We start from the raw sequence: 22,892 nt of genomic DNA, 5'->3' as shown, positions 1-22,892 counted from the left end.
ACAAGCGAGTGCAACGAGTGGAACGATAGGATGGATAAAATCGGGTGATATAAATACTCACAAGCATACGGGGATAGATTCTCAGGAAAAAACATTAATCGTAAGCGGCCAAGGAAGCGCCTACAGCAAAGCTTGGGGAGGATCGGAAGACTTAGTTTATGGTCTGGGTGACTATGCGGGAGAAGAATTCAAAGTGAACAAAACAGAAAAAGTAGGAAGTAATATATGGTACCGAGGCACACTGGATGGTAGGCAAGTATTTATCCACGAGGCCCATGTGAAGTAAATAAAATGAAAGAGGAGCAAAATTTTATTTAGGGTTTGCTCCTCTTTCATTTTTAGAAAGATTCTCGATTGAATTTTTTTGTTGCCTCCTCAATAACTTCCAGCCACTTTTCTTTATAGCTTTCATAACTAAAGGAAACGTTCATATCTTTACACGCCTGTTTCCCCATTTGTTTAGCAACCTTTGGATTTTCAAAAAGATAAATCATCTTTTTGGCTAAAGTATTAATATCGTTAGCTTCAATAAGAAATCCGTTCTTGTTATTTTTTATCATATCTGCAGGACCATATTTTATGTCGTAGCTTATTACTGGGCAGCCGTTCGCTAAACTTTCCAAACATGAAAGTCCGAAACCTTCTCGAACAGATGTGAATGCAGAAAATAGACCTTTTTGATATATTTCATCAGGATCTGTAGTATATCCTTTAACAGCTATATTGTTTTGTAAATTCAATTTAGTTATTAAGTTTAAGTAATTCGCTTTCTCTTCACCAGTTCCCCAAATCTCTAATCTAGCTTCAGGTACCTCTCGAACTACTTCTTTAAAAGCTTTTATTGTATGATCAATACGTTTTAAACTGCTAAATCGTGTTACGACAACGGCAAGCTTTTCATCTTTTTTTATTTGTTTGGAGAAATTTAATGTTGTTTTCGTAGGATTATGATAATGTGGAATAACTTTATATTTTGTTTGTTCCCCTACGTCTTTAATTACATCTTCTTTTTGTTCTTCTGTTAGAAATAAAGCCAAATCAAAATTTTTCATATTCTCATAACCTGGGCGTACTCTATCTAGTAATTTGGATGGGTCGGTAGCAGAAAAATGACCGCTATGTAACCTCCAAATTTTAAATGTTTTTTTATGATTTAATTTAGCTAGAATAATATCAGTACTTCGATTATCTGAAATAACTATAGAAGGTTCTGTAATTAAAGAATTAATCCAATCAACTTTAATATTTAAGTTGTTATCCTCTACATACTCTTTTTTTACATCTTTACCACCAAATAGAAGAGTTCTAGTTATTTTATTATTTTTTGGATTTTGCCAAATAGTGATATATGCTTGACCATCAAAAGTATAATAAATACTTTGTCTAGCTTTATTTAGCGTGTAATCCATAAAAATAATTCGACGCAAATTTCCTTCTGCATCATAGATTTCTCTTTTTGTACGATACCTATTTTCATTAAAATAATCAATAAAATCTAATGAGTTATCAATTCGAAAGGAAACATATTTTGTGTATGAACCATTTTCGTAAATTCGATAAGCGTTATGGCCTTCTCGTTTACTATACGGGTGTTCATTTGCAATTTCGTTAATATGGAATGTTTTAATATTTTCTGGTAGTTTTGAAATAATTTCAGTATCTCCAGATAATTCTTCATGTAGATTGATAATTTTCACATTTTTATGGAGTTTTCCTGAATCTATTAATTGCTGTCGAATAAAAGGGTATTGCGGATTAAAATCTACTGTAAAAATAGATGTATCATAGCCTTCGTCTGCAAATGTTGCTGCTTGTTTAAAACAAGCTTGAGTAATCCCACCTCTTTTAACATCAATTGAATTCATTAACAGAAACACTTTGGGCTTCATATAAAGCACACCTTTCTCACTACTTTATAAATAATTATAACAAAGCTTAAGAGGAAAAAATAATCTGAGCTTCAGAAAAGCAGAAAGATATGAATAAGAAAGATTGCTTCTTATTCATATCCTTCTTCATGAGTGGAATGCCAATTCCAAGCATGCTGCACTATTGTCTCCAATGAATCATATTGTGGTTTCCAACCTAATTTATTATGTGCTTTTTCCGCTGATGCAATCAATTGTGCCGGGTCTCCACCTCTTCTTGGAGAAACTTCTGCTTTAATTTCTTTTTGAGTTACTTTTCTGCAAGTGTCAATGACTTCTTTCACAGAAAATCCTTGACCGTTTCCTAAATTAAATACATCACATCCGCCATCACTAATTAACTTTTGAACTGCGAGATAATGAGCTTGAGCCAAATCAAAGACATGAATATAATCTCGAATACACGTACCGTCTAGAGTTGGGTAATCATCGCCAAAAATTTTCACTCCATCTCTTTGCCCAAGTGCAGCTTCGAGTACGATGGGAATAAGATGAGTTTCCGGCGTATGATCTTCGCCAATTCTTCCTTCAGGATCTGCACCAGCAGCATTGAAATAACGTAAGCAAATAGAATTTAGTCCATATGCTTCATGAGACCATTTCAACATTTTTTCAATTGCCAATTTTGTTTCACCGTAAGGGTTTGTTGGTATGGTGGGATCTGTTTCAAGAATGGGTATATTTTTTGGCTCTCCGTATGTTGCTGCAGTCGAAGAGAATACAATATTATTTACATTATATTCTACTGCTTTTTTTACGAGGTGAAAGGTTCCTAAAACATTATTTTCATAATAGTCGAGGGGTTTTTCCATACTTTCTCCTACTAATGAACTCGCTGCAAAATGAATAATGGCATTTATTTTATTTTCTTGAAATACTTTATCCAATAATGCTGTATTTGTTAAGTCCCCTTCATAAAATTTCAAATTGCATAATGCACCGCGATGCCCTTTAGATAAGTTATCTAATACAATTACATCTTCATTTTGCTGTTGAAGATATAATACAGTGTGGCTGCCAATATACCCTGCTCCGCCTGATACTAGTATAGTCATAAGTTCCGCTCCTTACAAAATTAATTTTTTTAGTTGTAAATTGTAATTTATTAAAGATATAGTAGGTTATATTATTTATGAAAATTTTTCATTTGAATTTTCATAAGTTTGATGTATTACAACAACTTATATTATAATCGATAATATAAGTTGTGAAAAGCTATAAACATAATTATAAAGTTAAAGTAATATATACATTTAAGTTAATGAATTGTTTACTTGAAACAGTGTTAGAAACTGCCTTTGTATGTAATGAATTATATGTTACTATAATGTAGTACTTAGAATTATTTTGAAAGAAAAGCTCAATAAATAATTAAATCAATTTTGTAAATGTAATAATGAAATCATTTTACAGGAGGAATATCCATGAAAAAAGTAAGAAAAGCCATTATCCCGGCAGCAGGGTTAGGAACTCGTTTCTTACCTGCAACAAAAGCTATGCCGAAAGAAATGCTGCCAATTGTAGATCGCCCGACTATTGAATATATTGTCGAAGAAGCAGTTCGTTCAGGAATCGAAGATATTATTATAGTAACTGGAAAAGGAAAAAGAGCAATTGAGGATCATTTTGATTATTCTCTAGAGCTTGAAGAGAATCTCTTGCAAAAAGAAAAGTATGACTTGTTAGAAAGAATTAAAGAATCAGCTAAGGTAGAAATTCACTATATCCGCCAAAAAGAACCAAGAGGATTAGGGCATGCAGTTTGGTGTGCACGAAAATTTATTGGAGATGAACCATTTGCTGTACTGCTTGGTGACGATATTATCCGCTCGAATGAAGAGCCGGGCCTACAGCAATTAATTAATGAATATAATGAAGTACAATCGTCTGTAATTGCAGTAAAAGAAGTTCCTTCGAGTGAAACACATCGCTATGGTGTAATTGATTATACAAAAAAAGAAGGAAAAAGATACCTTGTGAAAGATTTTGTAGAAAAACCTGCGCAGGGAACTGCACCATCGAATATGGCGATTATCGGGCGTTATGTCCTTACCCCAGAAATTTTCAAATTTTTAGATGAACAAAAGATTGGAGCTGGCGGTGAAATTCAATTAACCGATGCTATCCAAGCATTAAATAAAGAACAAAGTGTTTATTCCTATGAGGTTGATGGGGATCGTTACGATGTTGGAGAGAAGCTAGGTTTTATTGAAACGACATTGGAAATGGCACTAGATCGTAAAGATTTACAGGGGCCGCTTACAAAGTATTTAATCCAATTAGCGGAGAAATTAAAAGAGCAGAATCAAAACTTAAATATTTAATGTAGTTCGCTGTTTGTTATCATCTTGTAATTTAAAATAACGATAAAAGTCACATGAATTGTTCGTGTGACTTTTTTTGCTCTATATAAAAATTTAAAATTTAGAATATTTAACGATAAATAAATACCGTCATAAATAATGAAAGTTTGTCCAATCCTATATATTATTGGAATATATCTAAATAATTTTATTAGGAGTGCTGATAGAAGTGTTGAATATCAAAAAGCTAATAAAAAAATGTAAAAGTTATTTAGTAAAAAAAGCCATCGTGGTTCAATCGAGAGCAGTAGCTGAGAAAAGTATAGAAATAGACGTAAGTTTAAAAAATTTCATATCTTATGCTGGAATTAGTGCTGTACTAACTAACGGGATGGAAACGATTGATCTACCATATCAACGTGTCAAAAAGAAATTGACGATTGCGATTCTAATCAGTCACCTATCAGATGATGTTAATAACTATATAGTGTTATCAAATGCTAAACAAAAGTTTTGGTTAAAATTAGATGAGCATATAAAAGAAAAAGTACTCTATCATGTTGTAGGAAATAAGTTATTTAGGTTATCCGTTAATAAAAAGGTATTGGTTAAAAATCTATTACCAGAGTTCAGCTTCTCAAATGAATTGAAAATAATTAAAAATCTTTATACCTCATATAGTGAACTAACTGCTGTATTGGAAAATATGGATTTGAATATAGATAGTCATGAGAAAATGTTCGCATTAAAGCATGGGGAAATGAAGCCGTTAGAAATAGCAATGAACAAGGAAACTTCCACCTTTGAGGTTTTAGATTTTAATCAACTATCTCAGGGAGATTGGCGTTTAATTATTGCAATTGGCGATACAGCTTATTTTTTAGAATCAAAAACGCAAGAAGAGATTTCGCTGCTAACATCCAATCATCAAGGAGTTTTGAAATATATTAATAAAAACTTCTATTTATCTTTGGATAATTATTATTTAGAGATAGAAGCAATGAAACTGAAGGTAAATGAGGATACTATTCAATTAGAAGTTGCTACAGATATTCAACCAGATAAGTTTCAATATACATTCCTAATACAAGATACAAAATTGAACAAAGAATTCGTGCGTCCGGTTGAACGCACGAATAATGGATTTAAAACGGAAATATTATTAGAGAATATACTGGAAGGATCTACAATTAAACGCTTTTTCCTCTTGAAGGAGGATAGTGAAGGAAAACACTTTAAATATCAATTCTTTATTGAAACTGCAAAAATTTTTAAAAGAAGAAGCTTTAAGGTTATTTATAATTCGCAGGAATATGTATTGAGAGTTTACCGTAGAAAAGATAAATCAATGGGAAGTATCATTGTTCGTAAACCCAAATTAAGACGGTTGATGAAGTCTGTAAAAGACTTTCGTCTTTCAGGATTTATAGGAAATTTACATGTCTTCAAAGATTGCACCTTTTATTTAGCAGTGGAAGATCGCAATACACTTGATATAGTGGAATATCCATTGACAGAAGAAAACTTCGAGGTTTCAATTGCAGCAGAAGATTTAATTAAGGTTAAAGGAAAAGAGAAAAGTATTCTTGATTTTTTTATAACTGTCAAAGACGCAGAAGGCAACACAATCCGTAAAGACAAAATAAAATATGAATTAGCTGATTATCGTAAAGATAATTATTATGAATCAATAAAAGAAAAAGATGAATATGGAAATAAGCATTATTTTCTGGTTACGACAACACCTTTTGACAATATGAAAATAGAAACTTTTACTATTCCAAAAGGTGTTAATATGCTAAGTAATACTGCTGGAAAAGATCCTAATGTTTGGCTAATTGGGGAACGCTATAATACTGCCCAAGATAATGGAATTGCTTTATTCCGCTGGTTAAGAAAAAATACCACTATTGATGCTTATTATGTTATTGAAGAGGATGCAGAAGATTACCGGGTACTGAAGGATATGGAGTATGTACTTTGCTTTGGCAGTAAAGAACATTTTGAAATAGCGAGCCGGGCAAAAGTTCTGCTGGGGACGCATGATTTGGAGAATCTATTGCCATATAAACCGGCTCAAGGCTTCTTTAATTATGAAGATACGATTAAAGTGTTTCTACAGCATGGGGTTTTAGGACGTAAGCCAGTAGAATATGACAAGAAGAATTATGAACTTCCTTTTGATTTATTTATTGTTAGCAGTGAACCGGAGAAGTATGATGTCGTCATGAATAAAATGGGTTATAATGAAGAAGAAGTGGCAGTTACAGGTTTAGCCAGGTTTGATAATTTACCGAAAGAAAATCATTCTAAGGATATTCTATTAATGCCGACTTGGAGAGACTGGATTCATACAGATGAACAGTTTCTTAAAAGTCAATACTATAATTACTACAATAATTTAATTAATAACGAACGTTTACAGGGAATTTTAGAAGAATACAATGTTAATTTAAACTTTTATCCACATTATAGAGCACAGAACTTCTTTGCACAGGATATTAATGAAGAGAACAGCCGGATTCACTTTATTCGCTTAGGTTCAAAAACTGTACAACAGTTATTAATTGACCATGCTTTACTTATCACGGATTTCAGCAGTGTTAGTTTTGATTTCACATTAATGAATAAGCCTGTTATTTATTATCATTTTGATGTAAATCGATTTTTCAAAAGAGGAATTCTAAGGCCAGTAGAAGAAACCTTCTTAGGGAAGATAGCTCAGAATGAAACAGATCTCGTTGATATGATTGAGGAAAGTATAGAAAACAATTTCAAGAGTTTTGATATTGAGCTTGATAACATTATTAAATATCAAGACCGTCACAATTGCCAGCGAATTTATCAAACGGTATTATCTAAGTTGAATAAGGAAAATGAAAAGAATGAAGGATGAATAAATTGAAACAATTAATTGTTAATCTAAGAAGAAGCAAGCTTGTGCAGAAAATATATCGAGCTGCTTTTTCTGTTACTTCCAAACTACCTAAAAACAATAACCTTATTATTTTCGAAAGCTTTCATGGTAAGCAGTATAGCGATAGTCCTCGAGCGATTTTTGAATACATCAAAGAAAATTATCCTGAATATCAGCTCTATTGGGCAGCAGATCGTCGTCATCTTTCTTTATTTGAAGAGAGAGGCCTGCCACATGTAAAACGGTTATCTTTAAAATGGATATTCCTAATGGCGCGCGCAAAATATTGGGTGATCAATGCCAGATTACCGCTGTGGATTAAAAAGCCTAAAAGAACAGTCTATTTACAAACATGGCACGGTACACCTTTAAAAAAGCTTGGTGTAGATATTGAAGATGTACAAATGCCAGGAACTGATACTGAAAAGTATAAGCAAAATTTCGTTTTTGAAGCGGGAAAATGGGATTATCTGGTTTCACCAAATAGATATTCCACAGATATATTTAAACGAGCTTTTCAGTTTAAAAAAGAAGTCTTGGAAACAGGCTACCCTCGAAATGATTATTTAATTAATAATAATAATCCAGAAGAAATTCATCGTTTGAAGCAGAATTTTGGAATCCCGGTGGATAAAAAAGTGATTTTATACGCTCCGACATGGCGGGATAATCAATTTTATGAGAAGGGAAATTACAAGTTTAACTTGGAATTAGATTTTCAACTTCTTAAGGAGGCTTTTGGAGATACCCATGTGATTCTGTTACGCATGCACTATTTGGTTGCAGAGAATCTCGATCTTAATGGCTATACAGATTTTGTTATGGATTTTTCAAAGCACGAGGATATTCGTGAGCTTTATCTTATTTCTGATATGCTTGTTACGGATTATTCTTCTGTGTACTTTGACTATGCCAATCTGAAGCGTCCAATTTTATTTTTTGTATATGATTTAGAAGATTATAGGGATAATTTGAGAGGTTTTTATTTAGATTTTGAAAATGAAGCCCCAGGCCCATTAGTTAGGACTACGGAAGAGATTGTAAAGGAAATTAAAATTGTCGAAGAAAGTGGATTCCAGCCGAGTCATACGTTTAATGAATTTTATGAGAAATTTTGCTATCTTGAGGATGGCAATGCTACGCGGCTTGTTGTTGACCAGGTTTTTATAAATAGTAATAATTTTTAGTAAAACGTTTTAAATAAATATAAATGAAATTTAACTTTTTAGCTATTCAGAGTTATGATACAATATGTTTGACAAAATTTATGGGAGAATTAATTATGAAGAAAATACTTGTACGTTCTGGAATGTCGCCGTTAGACGCATTTAGCGCAGAAGAAATTATTCAAAAAAATATCATAGGTAATAATGTAGGTAATTTCATGTATCCATACAGTATATTTAGAAATATGAATACTGAAAATGTACAATTAGTTTCTGATTATTATCAATTTAATCCTGCAGATGCAGACAATATAAATGAAACTTATGATGCCTATGTAATTCCGTTAGCCAATGCAATTAGACCAAGCTTTATGCCCGCTATGAGGAAATATACGGAATTAATTGAGAGGTTAAAAATACCTGTTTATGTTATTGGAATAGGAATGGCTTTTCCTTATGAACCAGACATTGGTACGAAGAAGCCATTTGATGATGATGTAAAAAGGTTTGTTAGCGCAGTGTTAGAAAAATCAAGTATGCTAGGCTTAAGAGGTCAAATTACTTCTGATTATCTATCTTATTTAGGATTTAAAGAAGGGAGAGATCATCAAGTGATTGGGTGTCCGTCAATGTATACATATGGAGAAAACATTAAGATTCGAGATTTAGTATTAAATAGTGATTCATCTATCTGTGTAAATATGACTCCAAAAGCTAATCAAGAGGTGCGAAAGTTTTTAAATGGACTAAATAAACAATATGAAAATATAGATTTTATTCCGCAAGATTTAGATGAAATGGTTTTAACTTATTCTGGGACTCCACTTTTAGGTGGTGCTGTTAATACTAAGTTAGATAACTATCCCAACAGTCTTAATTCAAGTTACTATGAAAATAATCAAGTTAAATTTTTCTTGTCTGCACCTTCATGGATCGAACACATGCGAAATATAAATTTGAGTGTAGGGACAAGAATGCATGGAAATGTTGCACCCACTCTTGCGGGGACTCCTAGTATAACAGTTCCAATTGATGCAAGAATGAGGGAATTATCCGAATACCATAATTTTCCTAGAGTTTTACCAAGAGAAATAAATGATGAAACTCGTTTAGAAGATTTGATTGAAAAATTAGATTTAAAATCGGTTGAAAAGAGCCATAAAAAAAATTATGATAACTTCATCCACTTCTTGGAAAATAATGAAATCGAACATGCTTATGACTATAATTCTCAAAACAAAAAATTGCCTTTTGAATCAGAGTTAGATAAGATCACTCTTCAGAAACCTATTACTCCAATAACATCTTGTAGTAATAAAGAAATGAAAGAAAGATTACAAAAAGGCTTTAAGATTATGGTATCTAAACAAGAAAGAATAAATAATAATTTCACGAGAAAAATTAAAGAAAAAAATACTAATTTTACAGGAAAAATTAAAGAAAGAAATAATACTATTTATGATTTAAAAGAACAAGTTGGCACAAAAGATAAGATAATTAAAGAAGATAAAGAAACTCTTTCTAAGTTAAAATCAAGTGTAGAAAAGAAAGAATTAGAGTTAAAGAAAAGGAGTAAACAAATAAAAAAATTAGAGCAGAAAATCTACAATATAGAGAATTCAAAATCTTGGAAGATAACGAGACCATTGCGTATGATTAGACAAAGAAGGTAATGAATAAGCACTATATATTTATAGTGAAGCCGTATGAATTTAAATAAATTAATTCGTACGGCTTTATAATGAAGCCATTTGTTAGGATAGTGCAATAAAAATCATTTATATGTTTTTAAGATGAAAATAAATTAATAAAATATTATTTCGAAATACAATTTAGTATAATCTTTAAGAGATATCTTTATTATGAAGCATAGGAATTTATTCCATAAGTTTAATATCAATTTTCTATGTTAATTACTTATGATTGTTTTTTATAAATAGAACTTGTATAATTTAATAGCATGAGAAAGTGTAATTTTTTTGTGAAAGGAAAAGATAATGAAATCCGCATGGAAAGTTATTAAAGAACAAATTGATCATTTTTATCTTATTAGAAGATTGTCTTTATATGAATTAAAAAATAAAAATAAAAATAATTACCTTGGGATGGCTTGGGAATTAATAAGCCCGTCTATTCAAATTATGATATATTGGTTTGTTTTCGGGTTACTATTATCTCGTGAAGACGTCACAATGGGGGGAGAACCGGTTCCATTTATTTTATGGCTGATTGGGGGATTCTTTGTATGGACATTTTTTTATCAATCAATCATACAAGGTTCTAAATCCATATATTCTCGTTTACGGATGCTCTCTAAAATGAACTTTCCTATGAGTATCATTCCTAGTTACGTTATTTTTTCACAATTTTATGTGCACTTAGCAATGATTAGTATAGCGATTATTATTTATCAGGTTATGGGGTACTATATTAACATCTATTATTTACAGTTAATCTACTGTATATTTGCAACGTTCTGTCTCTTATTTGCTATTTCTTTAATAACATCGACCATTTCAACAATTGTTCGAGATTTTCACATGCTATTAAGCTCAACATTACGGATGTTTCTTTATATTTCCGGTGTGCTGTGGCCGTTAAGTAAGTTAGAAGAATTTCCATGGCTGTTAAATATTATGCAGTTAAATCCTCTATATTATTTAATCCAAGGCTATCGAGCTGCATTTTTTGGAACAGAATGGTTTTTCATAACAAATTGGCATCTTACAATTTATTTCTGGATTGTTATTATCGTGTTACTTATAATTGGTGCAAACATGCACGTTCGATTTAGAAAGCATTTTATCGACTTTTTATAAAAAGGTATGTGTTGACAATGGAGAAAGCAATAAAAGTAAAAAATGTATCAAAAAAGTATAAATTATATAGTGGCAATAAAGAAAGATTTCTGGATTTAGTTACCCCTAAAAGTTATGGAAAAGACTTTTATGCACTCACTAATGTGAATTTTGAAGCTGAGAAAGGCGATATTGTTGGTTTTATTGGAATCAATGGATCTGGAAAATCGACATTATCCAATATTATTGCTGGCATTTTACCGGAAACGACCGGTTTTGTAAAATTAAATGGAGAAGCAGCACTCATTGCCGTTGCCTCTGGACTGAAGGGCGATTTAACGGGAAGAGATAATATTGAATTAAAGTTATTGATGCTTGGGTTTAATAAAAATGAAATTAAACAGCTTGAGCCAGAAATTATTGAATTTGCCGAGTTGGAGACTTTTATTGATCAACCGGTTAAATCTTATTCGAGCGGAATGAAATCACGTTTAGGTTTTGCTATTTCGGTAAATATTAACCCGGATATTTTAATTATTGACGAAGCTTTATCTGTAGGAGACAAAGCGTTTGCCGAAAAGAGCTTAGAAAAAATGCGCGAATTTAAAAAGCGTGGAAAAACAATGATCTTTGTCAGCCACTCCCTTGGACAGATGAAGGAGTTCTGTGAAAAAATTCTTTGGTTAGAATATGGGGTAGTCAAAGATTATGGTACAACAGATGAAGTTTTACCGAAGTATGAACAATTCTTAAAACAATGGAAAAAGATGAGTAATAAAGAGCGAAAAAAGTATCGTAACGACAAAATTACAGAGAATATGAAGCAATTTCAAAGCAGAGCTTTTATTTATGGTCAGAGGAGAAGAAAATGGTGAAAATGAACAGAAAAGATCATTTTGAGTAAAACTTGACTATTATTCAAAATGATCTTTCAATATAAAGGCTTTGCTCTAGGCATTAAAGTTATGAAATTTTTAAAAATGAAATGATTTACATTTGATTATTACTTACTTTTTTGTTTGCATTAAGAATCTATACGTCTAGAAAATAACTATTAAAGAAATTAATATCAAAATACTTAATAACATTTTTTATATTTTTTTAATAAAAGCTTTTACTTATTTTGAAATATCTCCGACCGATTGCTAAACACCCCATCAACCCCATAAGAAACAAGCTCTTCATAACGCTTCCAATCATTTACCGTATAAGGAAAAACACCATATCCCGCATGTTTACACGTTTGGACAAACGTTTGATCAACATAAACATGATTGGGATGAATGCTATAGACAGGCAGGCCGCTGTCCTTAACATATTTCCAAGTATCTAAAAGACGATAATGAAAAAGCATTCCTAATCGTAATGTTGGGTGAAGCTGATAAATGTTTTGCAGAGCTACATGATCGAATGAAGAAATGATGACGTTATCCAGTCGATTATATGCCTCCAGACAATCTAACAGCTTTTTCTCTATCCCTGGATAAATAACAGGAATATTTTTTATTTCTACATTCAAAAGAACATCAGCAGGTGTGATAGAAAGAACATCCTCCAGACGTGTCAGGTGTAACCCCTTATATTCCTTGCTAAAACTGGAACCAACATCAATCTGTTGAATTTCTTCCCAGGTAAGTTTTTTAATAAAGGTAGTGCTTTCTTTATTAAATCGGGTTAATTTTGCATCATGACAAATAACTAATACGTCGTCCTTGGTTAATTGTACATCTAATTCCATTCCTTTTGGCTGGTAAGTTAATGCTTTTTCAAAAGCAGGCAGCGTGTTTTCAGGTGCCTCTGTTAAAGAACCTCTATGCGCGAAATTTATTACCAAAGAGAATTCCTCCCCTGTCTTGAGTGAAAATATATATCTTATCTTTATGTTTTCTCTTCGTGTTTATCGTATCATAATGAACTAAAGAGACATAACAGGTCAATTAAGTTTGTTAACATTGTATTATTAAAATTTACATTTTCTTAACATGAATCGACATGAGAGAAGTATAGCTGTATAATATAAATACATAATAAGGGGAGATAGGGGTGTAGCAAATGGTGCAGATTGTTCTGTTGTCAATGGTCAGTTTAATTGCTGGATTGATTGTGACGCCAATTGTCATCAAGTATTCCAAAAAACTGCATATTACTGACAAACCAAATGCACGAAAAATTCACCAGGAACCTATCCCAACCCTTGGCGGGATAGCGATTGCAATCAGTTTTATTGTTGGATTGATTATCCTTCAGCCAACAAGTGAATTTCATTTATCCATTCTTTGTGGAGCAACAGTTATATTGCTCCTGGGAATTTTTGACGATATATATGATTTATCTGCAAAGTTTAAGTTTGTGATCCAAGTTTTGGTTGCCTGCATGGTAGTCTACTGGGGAGGACTTGAAGTAGAATTTATTAACCTGCCGTTTGGCGGTGAATTAGAGTTTGGTTTATTTAGTGAATTGTTTACAATTCTTTGGATTGTTGGAATTACAAATGCGATTAATCTGATTGATGGATTGGATGGTCTTGCAGCAGGTGTATCTGGTATTGCGTTGATTCCTATTACTGGCATGGCTATGATGATGGGAGACACATATGTTACGACGATGGCATTAATATTGTTATTTAGTGTACTCGGATTTTTAAAATATAACTTTTATCCGGCCAAGATTTTTATGGGAGATACAGGAGCTCTATTTCTCGGATTTATGATCTCTGTATTATCTTTACTTGGTTTTAAGAATGTTACCGTTGTATCTTTTATTATTCCAATCTTTATCCTGGGTGTTCCTATATCAGATACGTTAATTGCGATGATACGGAGAAAATTAAACAATCGCCCGATGTCCAGTCCGGATAGTGCCCATCTCCATCATCGATTGATGCAGTTCGGTTTTTCACATAAACAGACGGTGCTTTTTATTTACATGTTAAGTGCATTATTCAGTGTATCGGCGATTCTGTTTACAATGACAACCTTATGGGGCTCTATACTAATTTTAACTGTTATCCTGTTCGTGTTGCTGATATTGATCGATACCTTAGAAATGATTAATAGTAAATTTAAGCCGTTAAGTACTTTTTTTAAACGGACATCACATTATAAATATTGGAAAAAATGACAAGAGCATGATAGAGAAAAACTTTATAAATAAGAAATGAATCGTGGGGAAAGGACATAAAGAACATGCAGAAAGACCGTCGAAGTGTAACCGTAATGGATATTGACTTTGTTAATAGAACACAATATCAATTTTTAGTAGAGGATATTTTCCCTGCCTTACAGCATAAAGAAAAAAAGTTTATCGTGACGGCTAATCCGGAGATAGTGATGAAAGCGCAGGAAGACGATGCCTTTAAAAAAGTGATTTACGAAGCGGATTATACGGTACCAGATGGTATCGGTATTATCCTGGCTGCTAAACTTCTTGAAACGCCATTAGAGGAGAGGATTGCCGGTTTTGATTTGGCATTGGATTTATTAAATTATGCTGATGAACATGGACTAAGCTGTTATTTTTTAGGAGCGAAAGAGGAAGTTAATGAAAAAGCTGTTAAAAGAGTGCAAGCAGATTATCCTAATATTCATATCGCTGGTAGACATAATGGCTATTTTGATATTGGGGATCGCGATCTTGCGGAAGAAATTGCAGCGACAGCTCCCGATATTGTTTTAGTAGCCGCAGGATTTCCAAAGCAGGAAAAATGGATTGCTGCCTATAAGGATTTATTTGATCATGGAGTGTTTATGGGAGTTGGAGGAACATTTGATATACTTGCCGGAGAAGCTAAGCGCGCCCCTGAGATATGGGTTAAATTAAACCTGGAATGGTTTTATCGCCTGCTGCAGCAGCCAAAGGTAAGATTCAAACGTACACTGAAACTTTTTGGATTTATGCGGGATATTATAAAGAATAAAAAAAGGTACAAGTAAAGCTTCTATACAGGATAGCATGTATCTCAATAAATAACAGAAGAGAGGAATTTCCCAAATGAAATAAAATGGGAAAATCCTCTCTTTAGTTTATTTTCTTTGGAATCGAATAGATGGACTCAATTAACTGATTCAGTTTTCCTTCGATCCGGTGTAATAAGTAGAAGGTTACCGCAGCAGGGAAACCAATATCGGTTAAAAGAGAAATCCATGCTTCCATACAATCCACCGCCTTTTTTTTAGCATTATCAAGAGCAACCTTGTACACGATGCGATGAAGGTGTTCAGTTTTTCTATAAAAGACAATGCCGTGAGGAGAGCTTCCTCACGGGCAAAAGTCTTTTAAATTAAACGTAAGAAGGATTGTAATTCAATCTCTTCTACAGTACGTTCAACAATGCGGGCACTGTGTATTTCAGTCAGATCTCCGCCTGTGGAGTAAAAAGCGTTTTCACGAAGGATTGTATCCATGGCCTCCTGGATGGTTTCCGGATTAGCCGGTTCTGCCGGATGATCTATTGAATAAGTTACAACCTTTCCCTCTGCATTTAAAAACTTCAATTCGAGTTTTCTCATGTGTTTTCACCTCCTTCCCTGGAATTTTAGAGCTTAGGCTTCATCCTCGTGAATCTCAGAAACATCACGGCGGCTAACACCATAAAGCTCATGCTGCTGAACAGATACGAATGCGTTTGCTGTTTCGAAAAGCTGTTCAGCAGTAGCCTCTGGTTTTACATTATTGAATCGTTTTTGCTTCAGGATAAACTCACCGGAAATGGTATCAATCCCCTCATTCAGCGTAAGCTGCAAAACAGATTCAGTCAGTTGAGCAACTGCCATATTTATCACCTCCTTTCACCCCTATAGTCGTTTCCCATGCGAAAAAAGGGGCATATTTGTAAAAAGAATTTTATTTTTATTAAACCATTTGAAAAAATAAGGAAAAATGCCTGCAAAACAGTGATGCCAAAGGGTTCTGAATACAAAACAAATAAGAAAGTCGAAAATTGTCGATTAAAATATTGAAAAATAGTCAATTTGATGTTTTGAGACAAAAAAAGTATAAAAAAGAGGTTTTTTAAGAGCAAAAAGTCATTTTCCCCCGTGCAAAATGCCGTTTTGTACTGGAGAACAAGCTAAAAGGGTAATATGACAAAATATGTGCTTCCTGCTAGATTAAAAATATCTTAAAAGAAGGGGGAATAAACAATGACAAAGAAAAACTGTGAGCTGGAAGATTTTATTGAACAAAATCAGCGCAGAGTATACTATCAGATGGCGAGGCTGCAAATTGGTGAAAGGGAGGGAGATTACTTTCAAGAAGGGCTTGTAGCAATGTGGAAAGCTTATGAAAACTATAATCCGGATAAAGGACCTTTAGCTACATACATGAATTTCCAAATTCGTAACCGCTTAGTTGATGTGCTCCGTCAATCCATTGTGGAAAGAAAATACTTTGAACAGCTTGGTATTTAATTTAAAGGTGAAACGCAATCTGGAAACTATATGGATGGAAAGAAAATACCTTCTCAAAAGGAAGATGAATCAAATCCGCAGGCAATTATAGCTCAAACAAATGAAAAAGATTTCTCTAAATTGACAGCTATACTGACTGAGAAACAAAAGATTTGGTTCAGCTATTCCATTGTAGAAGGTCTATCCAATCAGGAAATTGCTGAGAAAGAGCAGGTAAGCTTGGAAGCAGTGAAAAGCTGGGCGAAAAGTGCAAAACGTAAACTTCGTAATATGGATTGGGACAAACAGTGAATATAAATGGATTATGGATGTGTTGTAAAGCTGGAGTTTTTATAATCAATAAAAGATTGCTATAATGATTTTAGAAATAGTAATGAGAAGGATAGCTATTCTTAAAAATTATAATGTATGTACTTGGAGTGATAGCTTTGACAAAGCGTATTAAAGTAATGACTATTTTTGGGACAAGACCTGAAGCAATTAAAATGGCACCGCTTGTGCTTGAATTAAACAAACGTACGGAAGAATTTGAATCTATTGTAACAGTGACGGCTCAACATAGAGAGATGTTAGACCAGGTGATGAAGATATTTGGAATAACTCCAGACTTCGATTTAAATATTATGAAGAAGCAGCAATCTCTTGCACAAATTACAACACGTGCATTAGAAGGACTGGATGAAGTAATGAAGAAGGTGAAGCCGGATGTTGTACTAGTTCATGGCGATACCACTACCACCTTTGCAGCTTCTGTTGCAGCTTACTATAATCAGATTGCCGTAGGTCATGTAGAAGCGGGGCTGCGTACATGGAATAAATATTCTCCATTTCCGGAAGAGATGAACCGGCAGTTGACTGGTATCATAGCAGATTTACACTTTGCTCCTACAGAAAAGGCTAAACAAAATTTGATGGATGAGAATAAACCTGCTGAACAAATATTTGTAACAGGAAATACGGCAATTGATGCATTAAAAACGACGGTTAATAAAACGTATTCCAGTAAGATTCTTGAGGAACTGGGTGATAAACGTCTTGTGTTAATGACGGCACACCGCAGAGAAAATCTGGGGAATAATATGAAGCAGATGTTCAGAGCGATTAGACGGTTAGTAGAGGAGCATAAAGATATTCAAGTTATCTATCCTGTACATTTAAATCCGGCTGTTCAGGAAACAGCAAACGCAATCCTGGGAAATAATAAACGTATTAAATTGATTTCTCCACTTGATGTGGTTGATTTTCATAATTTTGCAGCGCATGCACATTTAATACTGACTGATTCTGGCGGTGTCCAGGAAGAAGCTCCATCATTAGGTGTTCCTGTACTGGTATTGAGAGATACAACAGAGCGTCCGGAGGGAATTGAAGCAGGAACATTAAAATTAGCCGGGACAGATGAAGAGAATATATTTAATATGGCGAATGAATTATTAAGTGATCAGCATAAATATGAGCAGATGGCAAAAGCTTCGAATCCTTATGGAGATGGGGAAGCCTCACGGAGAATAGCAGATTCAATTCTGCATTATTTCAAAAATTGAATGATGAAATGACAAGTATTTATATTCCATAAAAAAATTCCTTTCCAGCTGTCTCTGGAAAGGAATTTTTTTATTAATAAGGACTTCCATCTGAATTATATTCGTCTGTATCTTCATAAGTTTCTTCTTCCTGATAGGTTTCACCCTGTTCTTGATCAGTGCCATCTTCCTGGTACGTCTCACCCTGGTCCTGATAAGAATCATCCTCTTGATAAGAACCATCCTCTTGATAGGTTCCCTCTTCCGTATTTGATTCTCCATAAGGATCCTGGTTTGTTTCACCTTCTCCTTGATAAGGATCTTCCTGTTGTCCTTCAGCTTCGTTAGATGTTTGATCTTCATCTTCAGCAACAGAACTAGAAATCTCCAAATGATCTTGAAGCATCGCTCTTGTCTCTTCCAATGCGACATCATCAAGCAGCCAATAGTAGGTAGAACCCGGCTGATAATCACTGCCTTCCAGGGTAAAGCTTTCAATGTCCAGACCGCCGGTGCCGAAAGTGATAAAGGTCATCATTTCTTTGAAGGACATATTTGTATTCATATTGCTGCCAACTGCCGCAATCAGATCATCAAAATTTAAAACAGATCCGACAGAGGTTGCTTTATCCGCTACAGCATTGACAACTTCCATTTGCCGTTTCCCACGTTCAATATCATTATCCAATTTACGGGTTCGTGCAAACGCTAATGCTTCCTCACCATCAAGCTCCTGTTCTCCGGGATAAAGATGAATAGCTCCTGCTTTATCCGAAGAATCCTGCTCTGTAAACTCAAACGGCACATCGACATCTATGCCACCAATTGCATCTACGACATCCACAAAAGCATGGAAATTAACACGTACATAGTAATCAACTGGAATATTCATTAAATTTTCAACAGTCTCTATCGTTGCTTTTGGACCGCCATAAGCATGGGCATGTGTAATTTTATCCTCACGGCCCACTTCTGGTACATATACATACGTATCACGAGGGATACTAACTAATTTAACGCTTTTCTCATCCTTGTTAAAGGTTGCTAACATAAGGGTATCCGAACGGGAGGTGTCTGCATTATTACGCTTTTCATTTTCGTCAACACCAATAATAAGAATAGAAACATTATCAATATTCGGGTCAACCTCAAATTCCCTTAAATCAGATTTATCACGTCCGTCATCTTCAAAAGAATCACTGACAGCATTATTTGCTTTAACATATAAATAACTTCCATATCCAATAACTGCAAGCAAAGCTAAGGCGACGACAACTAAAGGAATTAAAATCCCTTTTCTAAGTTTACGCTTTTTTCGCATAACTCTGCGACTCTGCACCTTTTTATGTTTTGACATTACAAATCTCCTTTTTTTACAAGAAATATGGACTCATTTCTTGATAAACCACATTTAATTTTACTATGAAATAATTGATTAGTAAATTTACAATTACGTTACATGTCTTTATTTGTCGATATATCCAGCTGTCATCTTTTAAACTTTCTGATAGTCGTGGAGAGGATACCGTCTGTTGATGTCTGTTTAGGAAGATTGGCAACCTCACAGAAAAAACGCAGTTTATCAAATTATTCTTTTTAAGCAACTCTCATAACAAACATATCTATTCAAAAATAAATGTCTCGAGTATTATAGGAATGAAAAGATTACTAATATTTAAGTATATTAAAATAATCAGTAGATAATTCTGCAGTAGGATTGTCACTCATTTTTCGGGGATTTTTAATAAATCCACATGGCCTATATATAATAAACCACGTACCATATCCACCTCCTAAAAGCCTATTAAAATAATAGTAACATAGGGAAGATTAAAAGAATAAATGAGAACGACAAAAAATATGTTTTTTAACCAATATAAAATTTCAGTCTTGCATTATATATTTATATTGTATGTATTGTGTGCAATATCTTTTTCTTAATAAAAAAGTAAGCATACAAGAGGATTAATCCGACTAGCATTACCTTTTTATATTGAGGAGGAACTGACCATAAAGCCTGCAAGTTTCACTGGCAGGACCATATTTTATGCATCAAAAAAGTCTGTATCTGCTTTTTTAAACGGCAAATACAGACTTTTTATTCTATTAATATATGAGATTAATAAAAGCGTTTATAGCTGTCGAAATGTGAACTCCAGTAAGAGTTATCCAAAGATGTTACTGTAACACCAGTAGAAGTTCCTGCATGAATGAACTGATTATTACCAACATAAAAGCCCATATGAGAAGGACCAGATTTATATGTTCCAGAGAAGAACACTAAATCCCCTACTTGAGGACTGCTGACTGTATAGGAGTTGTTGTAGTACCCCTCAACATTTGTCCGTCCCATGCTTTTACCAGCCTGATTAATAACATAATGGATAAACCCGCTGCAATCAAAGCCGCTGCTTGGAGATTGTCCACCCCATACATAAGGCTTTCCCTTTTGAGCTTGTGCAGTAGAAATAAGTTTATCTACATCATAAACAGCACTGGAAGAGGATGTGTTAGAACTACTGCTTTTTGAACCAGAGCTGCTGTTTGAGCTGGTATTAGAGCTTGAGCCGCCTGAGCCACTCACTTTTAACTTCTGACCGACAATAATTAAATCAGATGATAAATTATTGAGAGATTTCAACTTTGATACAGTAGTACCCTGCTGACTGGCAATTTTAGAAAGGCTGTCACCAGATTTTACAGTATAAGTGCTGGATGAAGAACTTGAGCTAGAGCTGGAAGAATTAGATCCAGAACTTGAATTTGAACTGGAGCTTGAGCCAGAACTGCTTGAACCTCCGCTGCTGACACTTAATTTATTTCCAGGGTAAATTAAGGTAGTAGATAAATTATTCCACTTCATTAAGTTGTTTAAAGAAATACCATGTTTATGTGCAATGCCGCTTAATGTATCACCAGATTTTACAGTGTATGTACTTCCACCAGAATTGCTTGAACCGGAATTAGAGCTTGAGCTTGATTTAGAACTTGAACCAGAGCTCGAAGATCCGGTTGTTTTTAAAACCTGATTCGGGAAAATAAGATCCGAAGAAAGGTTGTTAAGAGATTTTAATTTGGAAACGGTTGTTCCCTGGTTTTGTGCAATCTTCCATAGATTGTCGCCGCTTTTTACCTTGTAAGATGCCGCATCAGCACTGTCTGTAGCTACAAAAGCAGATGCAATTGCTGCAGACGCAGTAACAGATAAGAGTAGTTTCTTGTTTGCCATTTTGTGCAATTCCTCCTTAGATTTTTAGTATTTGGGGTGTTGTGAGATGTGTGCTGAATATGATTATTTGTATGGAAACCAAAGAGGAATGCCTTAAAGAAAATAATAATGGTTATATTACTATCCTCTCAAAGCTTTGTCCGTACGATTATAATGAAGAAGAACATCTTTAAATACATACGAAACAATCTTGGTACAGGAACAAATTGCATATTCGACATAGGACAACAAGATGTATTTTACCCACAGATGCATATCAATTGTAATTTTAGAGTGTGGTTTAATAGTTTTATAATGAGGTATTACTAGTTTATTTAATTACAAACATAATACAAAAAGCGACTTGCTTATAAAAAAATAATTCCAATAAATACATCTTTATAAAAGTATATCGTTTTATAGATAATTATGGTAGATGATATGTGAATTTGTAACATGTTTGTAATGTTATTGAATAAGGTCTAAGGAACTATTTTATTAATGGGTTTACAAAAAATAATTAGTTCGATAGGTTGAATATCCCTCGGGGATGTGATGGTAATGGTAAAATAGTAATGATCAGGAAGTTGTTTTTTAACATTGAAACGTTTTAAGTGTTCTAATAAAAAGGTATAAATTTGTTTTATTTTGTAGGAAGTGCGGATCCAGTTCCTGGCGAAAGGGAGTGTAATAAAAATTACGTTGTTATTACTATTTATGTGTTAATGTGGTAGTAAAATGAAGAATAACCTATATTCATGTATATCAACCTATTATTAATTTTTAAAATATATGATACGAAAGTACAAAACCGAGAAATGGTTTTATTTTGTTTATATTATTAATAGGCCTACTACCATTTTAATTTTAGATGTGGTAAAATATTCTTATGAAATTACATAGAATGGGGAGATTAGAGTGAAAAAGTTATTATTTTTGTTATTTGCAAGTGTTTTAGTGCTAGTAGGGTGCAGTGAGAACGAAGAAGGATCAGAATCGAATAATGAAACTGCATCTGCAGAGGAAGCAAATGATAATGAAAGCACTGAAACAGAGGAAACAGATAGTGAAGAGACAGAAAGTGAAGAAGCAGAAAGCGAAGAATCAAATGAAGGAGAGAACGACGTATACTTTGAAGACAATGTGCTCCAAACTGATAAATTTAAGATTGAGATTACTGATACTAAAGTAATTCCAGTAGGTGAAAAAGGTAATGAATATGGAGAAAATCCTGTGTTCGCTATTTGGTATAATACAACTAATTTAACTGATGAAGATTTAGACCCTTCCACAGCTTGGATGTTTACGTTTACTGCAATACAAGATAATGATCCGAACATAGAGAATGAGCTTTCAGTAGGAATGCTCCCTGATGATGCGCATCTAGACACTCAGATGGCGAATATTAAAAAAGATGGAACGGTAGAAAACTCTGTCTCCTATGAATTGACTGATACAGAAACACCAGTTACTTTGGTGGCAATCAAAGATTTGATTGGTGATGAAATAGGCAGAGCAGATTACGAGATAGAATAATTAAAATAAAGCTCAACCAAAATTTAGGCATCCTAATTAAGGATGTCTTTTTAATTATCTACCAAGCAATAACAAATTTTTTTGCTCTATGTCGAATTCCTAAGT

At 33.6% G+C, this 22,892-nt stretch carries 21 protein-coding genes; 13 read left to right on the top strand and 8 right to left on the bottom strand.

Going from position 1 to position 22,892, the window contains the following annotated elements; all coding sequences use genetic code 11:
• On the top strand, positions 1-286 hold a 286-nt coding region (locus tag IEX29_RS03115; protein ID WP_188733020.1), incomplete at its 5' end, for a GW dipeptide domain-containing protein.
• A gap of 52 nt (positions 287-338) precedes the next feature.
• Here IEX29_RS03115 and IEX29_RS03110 read toward each other — a convergent pair.
• Both IEX29_RS03110 and galE read right to left on the bottom strand, forming a co-directional pair.
• Entirely contained in the window at positions 339-1,889 is a 1,551-nt protein-coding gene (locus tag IEX29_RS03110) for a glycosyltransferase (RefSeq protein ID WP_188733019.1), read from the bottom strand.
• A gap of 110 nt (positions 1,890-1,999) precedes the next feature.
• A complete protein-coding gene (gene galE / locus IEX29_RS03105) occupies positions 2,000-2,983 on the bottom strand; it encodes a UDP-glucose 4-epimerase GalE (RefSeq protein ID WP_188733018.1) in 984 nt (327 codons plus the stop codon).
• 369 nt (positions 2,984-3,352) lie between these two features.
• Here galE and galU point away from each other — a divergent pair, with 369 nt between their 5' ends.
• The 6 genes from galU to tagH all read left to right on the top strand — a co-directional run bounded on the left by galU (position 3,353) and on the right by tagH (position 11,987).
• Positions 3,353-4,252, top strand: coding sequence for a UTP--glucose-1-phosphate uridylyltransferase GalU (galU, locus tag IEX29_RS03100; protein WP_188733017.1), 900 nt, complete (start codon positions 3,353-3,355; stop codon positions 4,250-4,252).
• Between the two features lie 268 nt (positions 4,253-4,520).
• The gene (locus IEX29_RS03095) at positions 4,521-7,127 is read left to right on the top strand and encodes a CDP-glycerol glycerophosphotransferase family protein (protein WP_229720064.1); all 2,607 of its coding nucleotides are present in this window, start codon (positions 4,521-4,523) and stop codon (positions 7,125-7,127) included.
• 5 nt (positions 7,128-7,132) lie between these two features.
• Entirely contained in the window at positions 7,133-8,335 is a 1,203-nt protein-coding gene (locus IEX29_RS03090) for a CDP-glycerol glycerophosphotransferase family protein (protein ID WP_229720063.1), read from the top strand.
• A gap of 95 nt (positions 8,336-8,430) precedes the next feature.
• Entirely contained in the window at positions 8,431-9,987 is a 1,557-nt protein-coding gene (locus IEX29_RS03085; protein WP_188733014.1) for a polysaccharide pyruvyl transferase family protein, read from the top strand.
• A gap of 324 nt (positions 9,988-10,311) precedes the next feature.
• Positions 10,312-11,133, top strand: coding sequence for an ABC transporter permease (locus tag IEX29_RS03080; RefSeq protein WP_188733013.1), 822 nt, complete (start codon positions 10,312-10,314; stop codon positions 11,131-11,133).
• Between the two features lie 17 nt (positions 11,134-11,150).
• Positions 11,151-11,987, top strand: coding sequence for a teichoic acids export ABC transporter ATP-binding subunit TagH (gene tagH, locus IEX29_RS03075; RefSeq protein WP_188733012.1), 837 nt, complete (start codon positions 11,151-11,153; stop codon positions 11,985-11,987).
• Positions 11,988-12,226: 239 nt separating this feature from the next.
• Here the strand turns inward: tagH and IEX29_RS03070 are convergent, their stop codons facing one another.
• Positions 12,227-12,946: a glycerophosphodiester phosphodiesterase gene (locus tag IEX29_RS03070; protein ID WP_188733011.1), complete on the bottom strand. Its 720-nt coding sequence runs from the start codon at positions 12,944-12,946 to the stop codon at positions 12,227-12,229.
• Positions 12,947-13,164: 218 nt separating this feature from the next.
• Here IEX29_RS03070 and IEX29_RS03065 point away from each other — a divergent pair, with 218 nt between their 5' ends.
• Positions 13,165-14,232, top strand: coding sequence for a glycosyltransferase family 4 protein (locus IEX29_RS03065; protein WP_188733010.1), 1,068 nt, complete (start codon positions 13,165-13,167; stop codon positions 14,230-14,232).
• A 65-nt stretch (positions 14,233-14,297) separates the two neighbouring features.
• The gene (locus IEX29_RS03060) at positions 14,298-15,044 is read left to right on the top strand and encodes a WecB/TagA/CpsF family glycosyltransferase (RefSeq protein WP_188733009.1); all 747 of its coding nucleotides are present in this window, start codon (positions 14,298-14,300) and stop codon (positions 15,042-15,044) included.
• Positions 15,045-15,129: 85 nt separating this feature from the next.
• Here IEX29_RS03060 and IEX29_RS03055 read toward each other — a convergent pair whose 3' ends face one another.
• The 3 genes from IEX29_RS03055 to IEX29_RS03045 form a co-directional block, all read right to left on the bottom strand.
• On the bottom strand, positions 15,130-15,264 hold the full coding sequence (locus IEX29_RS03055) for a YvrJ family protein (RefSeq protein WP_188733008.1): 135 nt from the start codon (positions 15,262-15,264) through the stop codon (positions 15,130-15,132).
• A gap of 122 nt (positions 15,265-15,386) precedes the next feature.
• A complete protein-coding gene (locus tag IEX29_RS03050) occupies positions 15,387-15,620 on the bottom strand; it encodes a DUF2922 domain-containing protein (RefSeq protein ID WP_188733007.1) in 234 nt (77 codons plus the stop codon).
• A 33-nt stretch (positions 15,621-15,653) separates the two neighbouring features.
• Entirely contained in the window at positions 15,654-15,884 is a 231-nt protein-coding gene (locus tag IEX29_RS03045) for a DUF1659 domain-containing protein (protein WP_188733006.1), read from the bottom strand.
• Between the two features lie 369 nt (positions 15,885-16,253).
• Here IEX29_RS03045 and IEX29_RS03040 point away from each other — a divergent pair, with 369 nt between their 5' ends.
• From IEX29_RS03040 to wecB, 3 genes are all read left to right on the top strand, one after another.
• Positions 16,254-16,520: a sigma factor gene (locus IEX29_RS03040; RefSeq protein ID WP_188733005.1), complete on the top strand. Its 267-nt coding sequence runs from the start codon at positions 16,254-16,256 to the stop codon at positions 16,518-16,520.
• A 30-nt stretch (positions 16,521-16,550) separates the two neighbouring features.
• The gene (locus IEX29_RS03035) at positions 16,551-16,811 is read left to right on the top strand and encodes an RNA polymerase sigma factor (RefSeq protein ID WP_188733004.1); all 261 of its coding nucleotides are present in this window, start codon (positions 16,551-16,553) and stop codon (positions 16,809-16,811) included.
• A gap of 137 nt (positions 16,812-16,948) precedes the next feature.
• The gene (wecB, locus tag IEX29_RS03030) at positions 16,949-18,064 is read left to right on the top strand and encodes a non-hydrolyzing UDP-N-acetylglucosamine 2-epimerase (protein WP_308423615.1); all 1,116 of its coding nucleotides are present in this window, start codon (positions 16,949-16,951) and stop codon (positions 18,062-18,064) included.
• A gap of 73 nt (positions 18,065-18,137) precedes the next feature.
• Here the strand turns inward: wecB and IEX29_RS03025 are convergent, their stop codons facing one another.
• Positions 18,138-19,400, bottom strand: coding sequence for an LCP family protein (locus IEX29_RS03025; RefSeq protein WP_188733002.1), 1,263 nt, complete (start codon positions 19,398-19,400; stop codon positions 18,138-18,140).
• A 762-nt stretch (positions 19,401-20,162) separates the two neighbouring features.
• Entirely contained in the window at positions 20,163-21,272 is a 1,110-nt protein-coding gene (locus IEX29_RS03020; protein ID WP_188733001.1) for a C40 family peptidase, read from the bottom strand.
• Positions 21,273-22,169: 897 nt separating this feature from the next.
• On the opposite strand from IEX29_RS03020, the gene IEX29_RS03015 reads away from it, so the two are divergent.
• Positions 22,170-22,787 (top strand): DUF5067 domain-containing protein, encoded by a 618-nt coding sequence (locus IEX29_RS03015; protein ID WP_188733000.1) that lies wholly within the window; start codon positions 22,170-22,172, stop codon positions 22,785-22,787.
• The last annotated feature ends 105 nt before the right edge of the window (positions 22,788-22,892 follow it).

It is taken from the genome of Oceanobacillus neutriphilus (genome assembly GCF_014645515.1).
Classification (GTDB): Bacteria; Bacillota; Bacilli; order Bacillales; family Amphibacillaceae; genus Oceanobacillus; species Oceanobacillus neutriphilus.
This window is presented reverse-complemented; position numbering and strand designations above follow the sequence as displayed.

Coding starts and splice junctions, on each gene's coding strand:
- IEX29_RS03110 (WP_188733019.1), bottom strand. CDS start 1,889: ATGAAGCCCAAAGTGTTTCTGTTAATGAATTCAATTGATGTTAAAAGA.
- galE (WP_188733018.1), bottom strand. CDS start 2,983: ATGACTATACTAGTATCAGGCGGAGCAGGGTATATTGGCAGCCACACT.
- galU (WP_188733017.1), top strand. CDS start 3,353: ATGAAAAAAGTAAGAAAAGCCATTATCCCGGCAGCAGGGTTAGGAACT.
- IEX29_RS03085 (WP_188733014.1), top strand. CDS start 8,431: ATGAAGAAAATACTTGTACGTTCTGGAATGTCGCCGTTAGACGCATTT.
- IEX29_RS03080 (WP_188733013.1), top strand. CDS start 10,312: ATGAAATCCGCATGGAAAGTTATTAAAGAACAAATTGATCATTTTTAT.
- tagH (WP_188733012.1), top strand. CDS start 11,151: ATGGAGAAAGCAATAAAAGTAAAAAATGTATCAAAAAAGTATAAATTA.
- IEX29_RS03065 (WP_188733010.1), top strand. CDS start 13,165: ATGGTGCAGATTGTTCTGTTGTCAATGGTCAGTTTAATTGCTGGATTG.
- IEX29_RS03060 (WP_188733009.1), top strand. CDS start 14,298: ATGCAGAAAGACCGTCGAAGTGTAACCGTAATGGATATTGACTTTGTT.
- IEX29_RS03055 (WP_188733008.1), bottom strand. CDS start 15,264: ATGGAAGCATGGATTTCTCTTTTAACCGATATTGGTTTCCCTGCTGCG.
- IEX29_RS03050 (WP_188733007.1), bottom strand. CDS start 15,620: ATGAGAAAACTCGAATTGAAGTTTTTAAATGCAGAGGGAAAGGTTGTA.
- IEX29_RS03045 (WP_188733006.1), bottom strand. CDS start 15,884: ATGGCAGTTGCTCAACTGACTGAATCTGTTTTGCAGCTTACGCTGAAT.
- IEX29_RS03040 (WP_188733005.1), top strand. CDS start 16,254: ATGACAAAGAAAAACTGTGAGCTGGAAGATTTTATTGAACAAAATCAG.
- IEX29_RS03035 (WP_188733004.1), top strand. CDS start 16,551: ATGGATGGAAAGAAAATACCTTCTCAAAAGGAAGATGAATCAAATCCG.
- IEX29_RS03025 (WP_188733002.1), bottom strand. CDS start 19,400: ATGTCAAAACATAAAAAGGTGCAGAGTCGCAGAGTTATGCGAAAAAAG.
- IEX29_RS03020 (WP_188733001.1), bottom strand. CDS start 21,272: ATGGCAAACAAGAAACTACTCTTATCTGTTACTGCGTCTGCAGCAATT.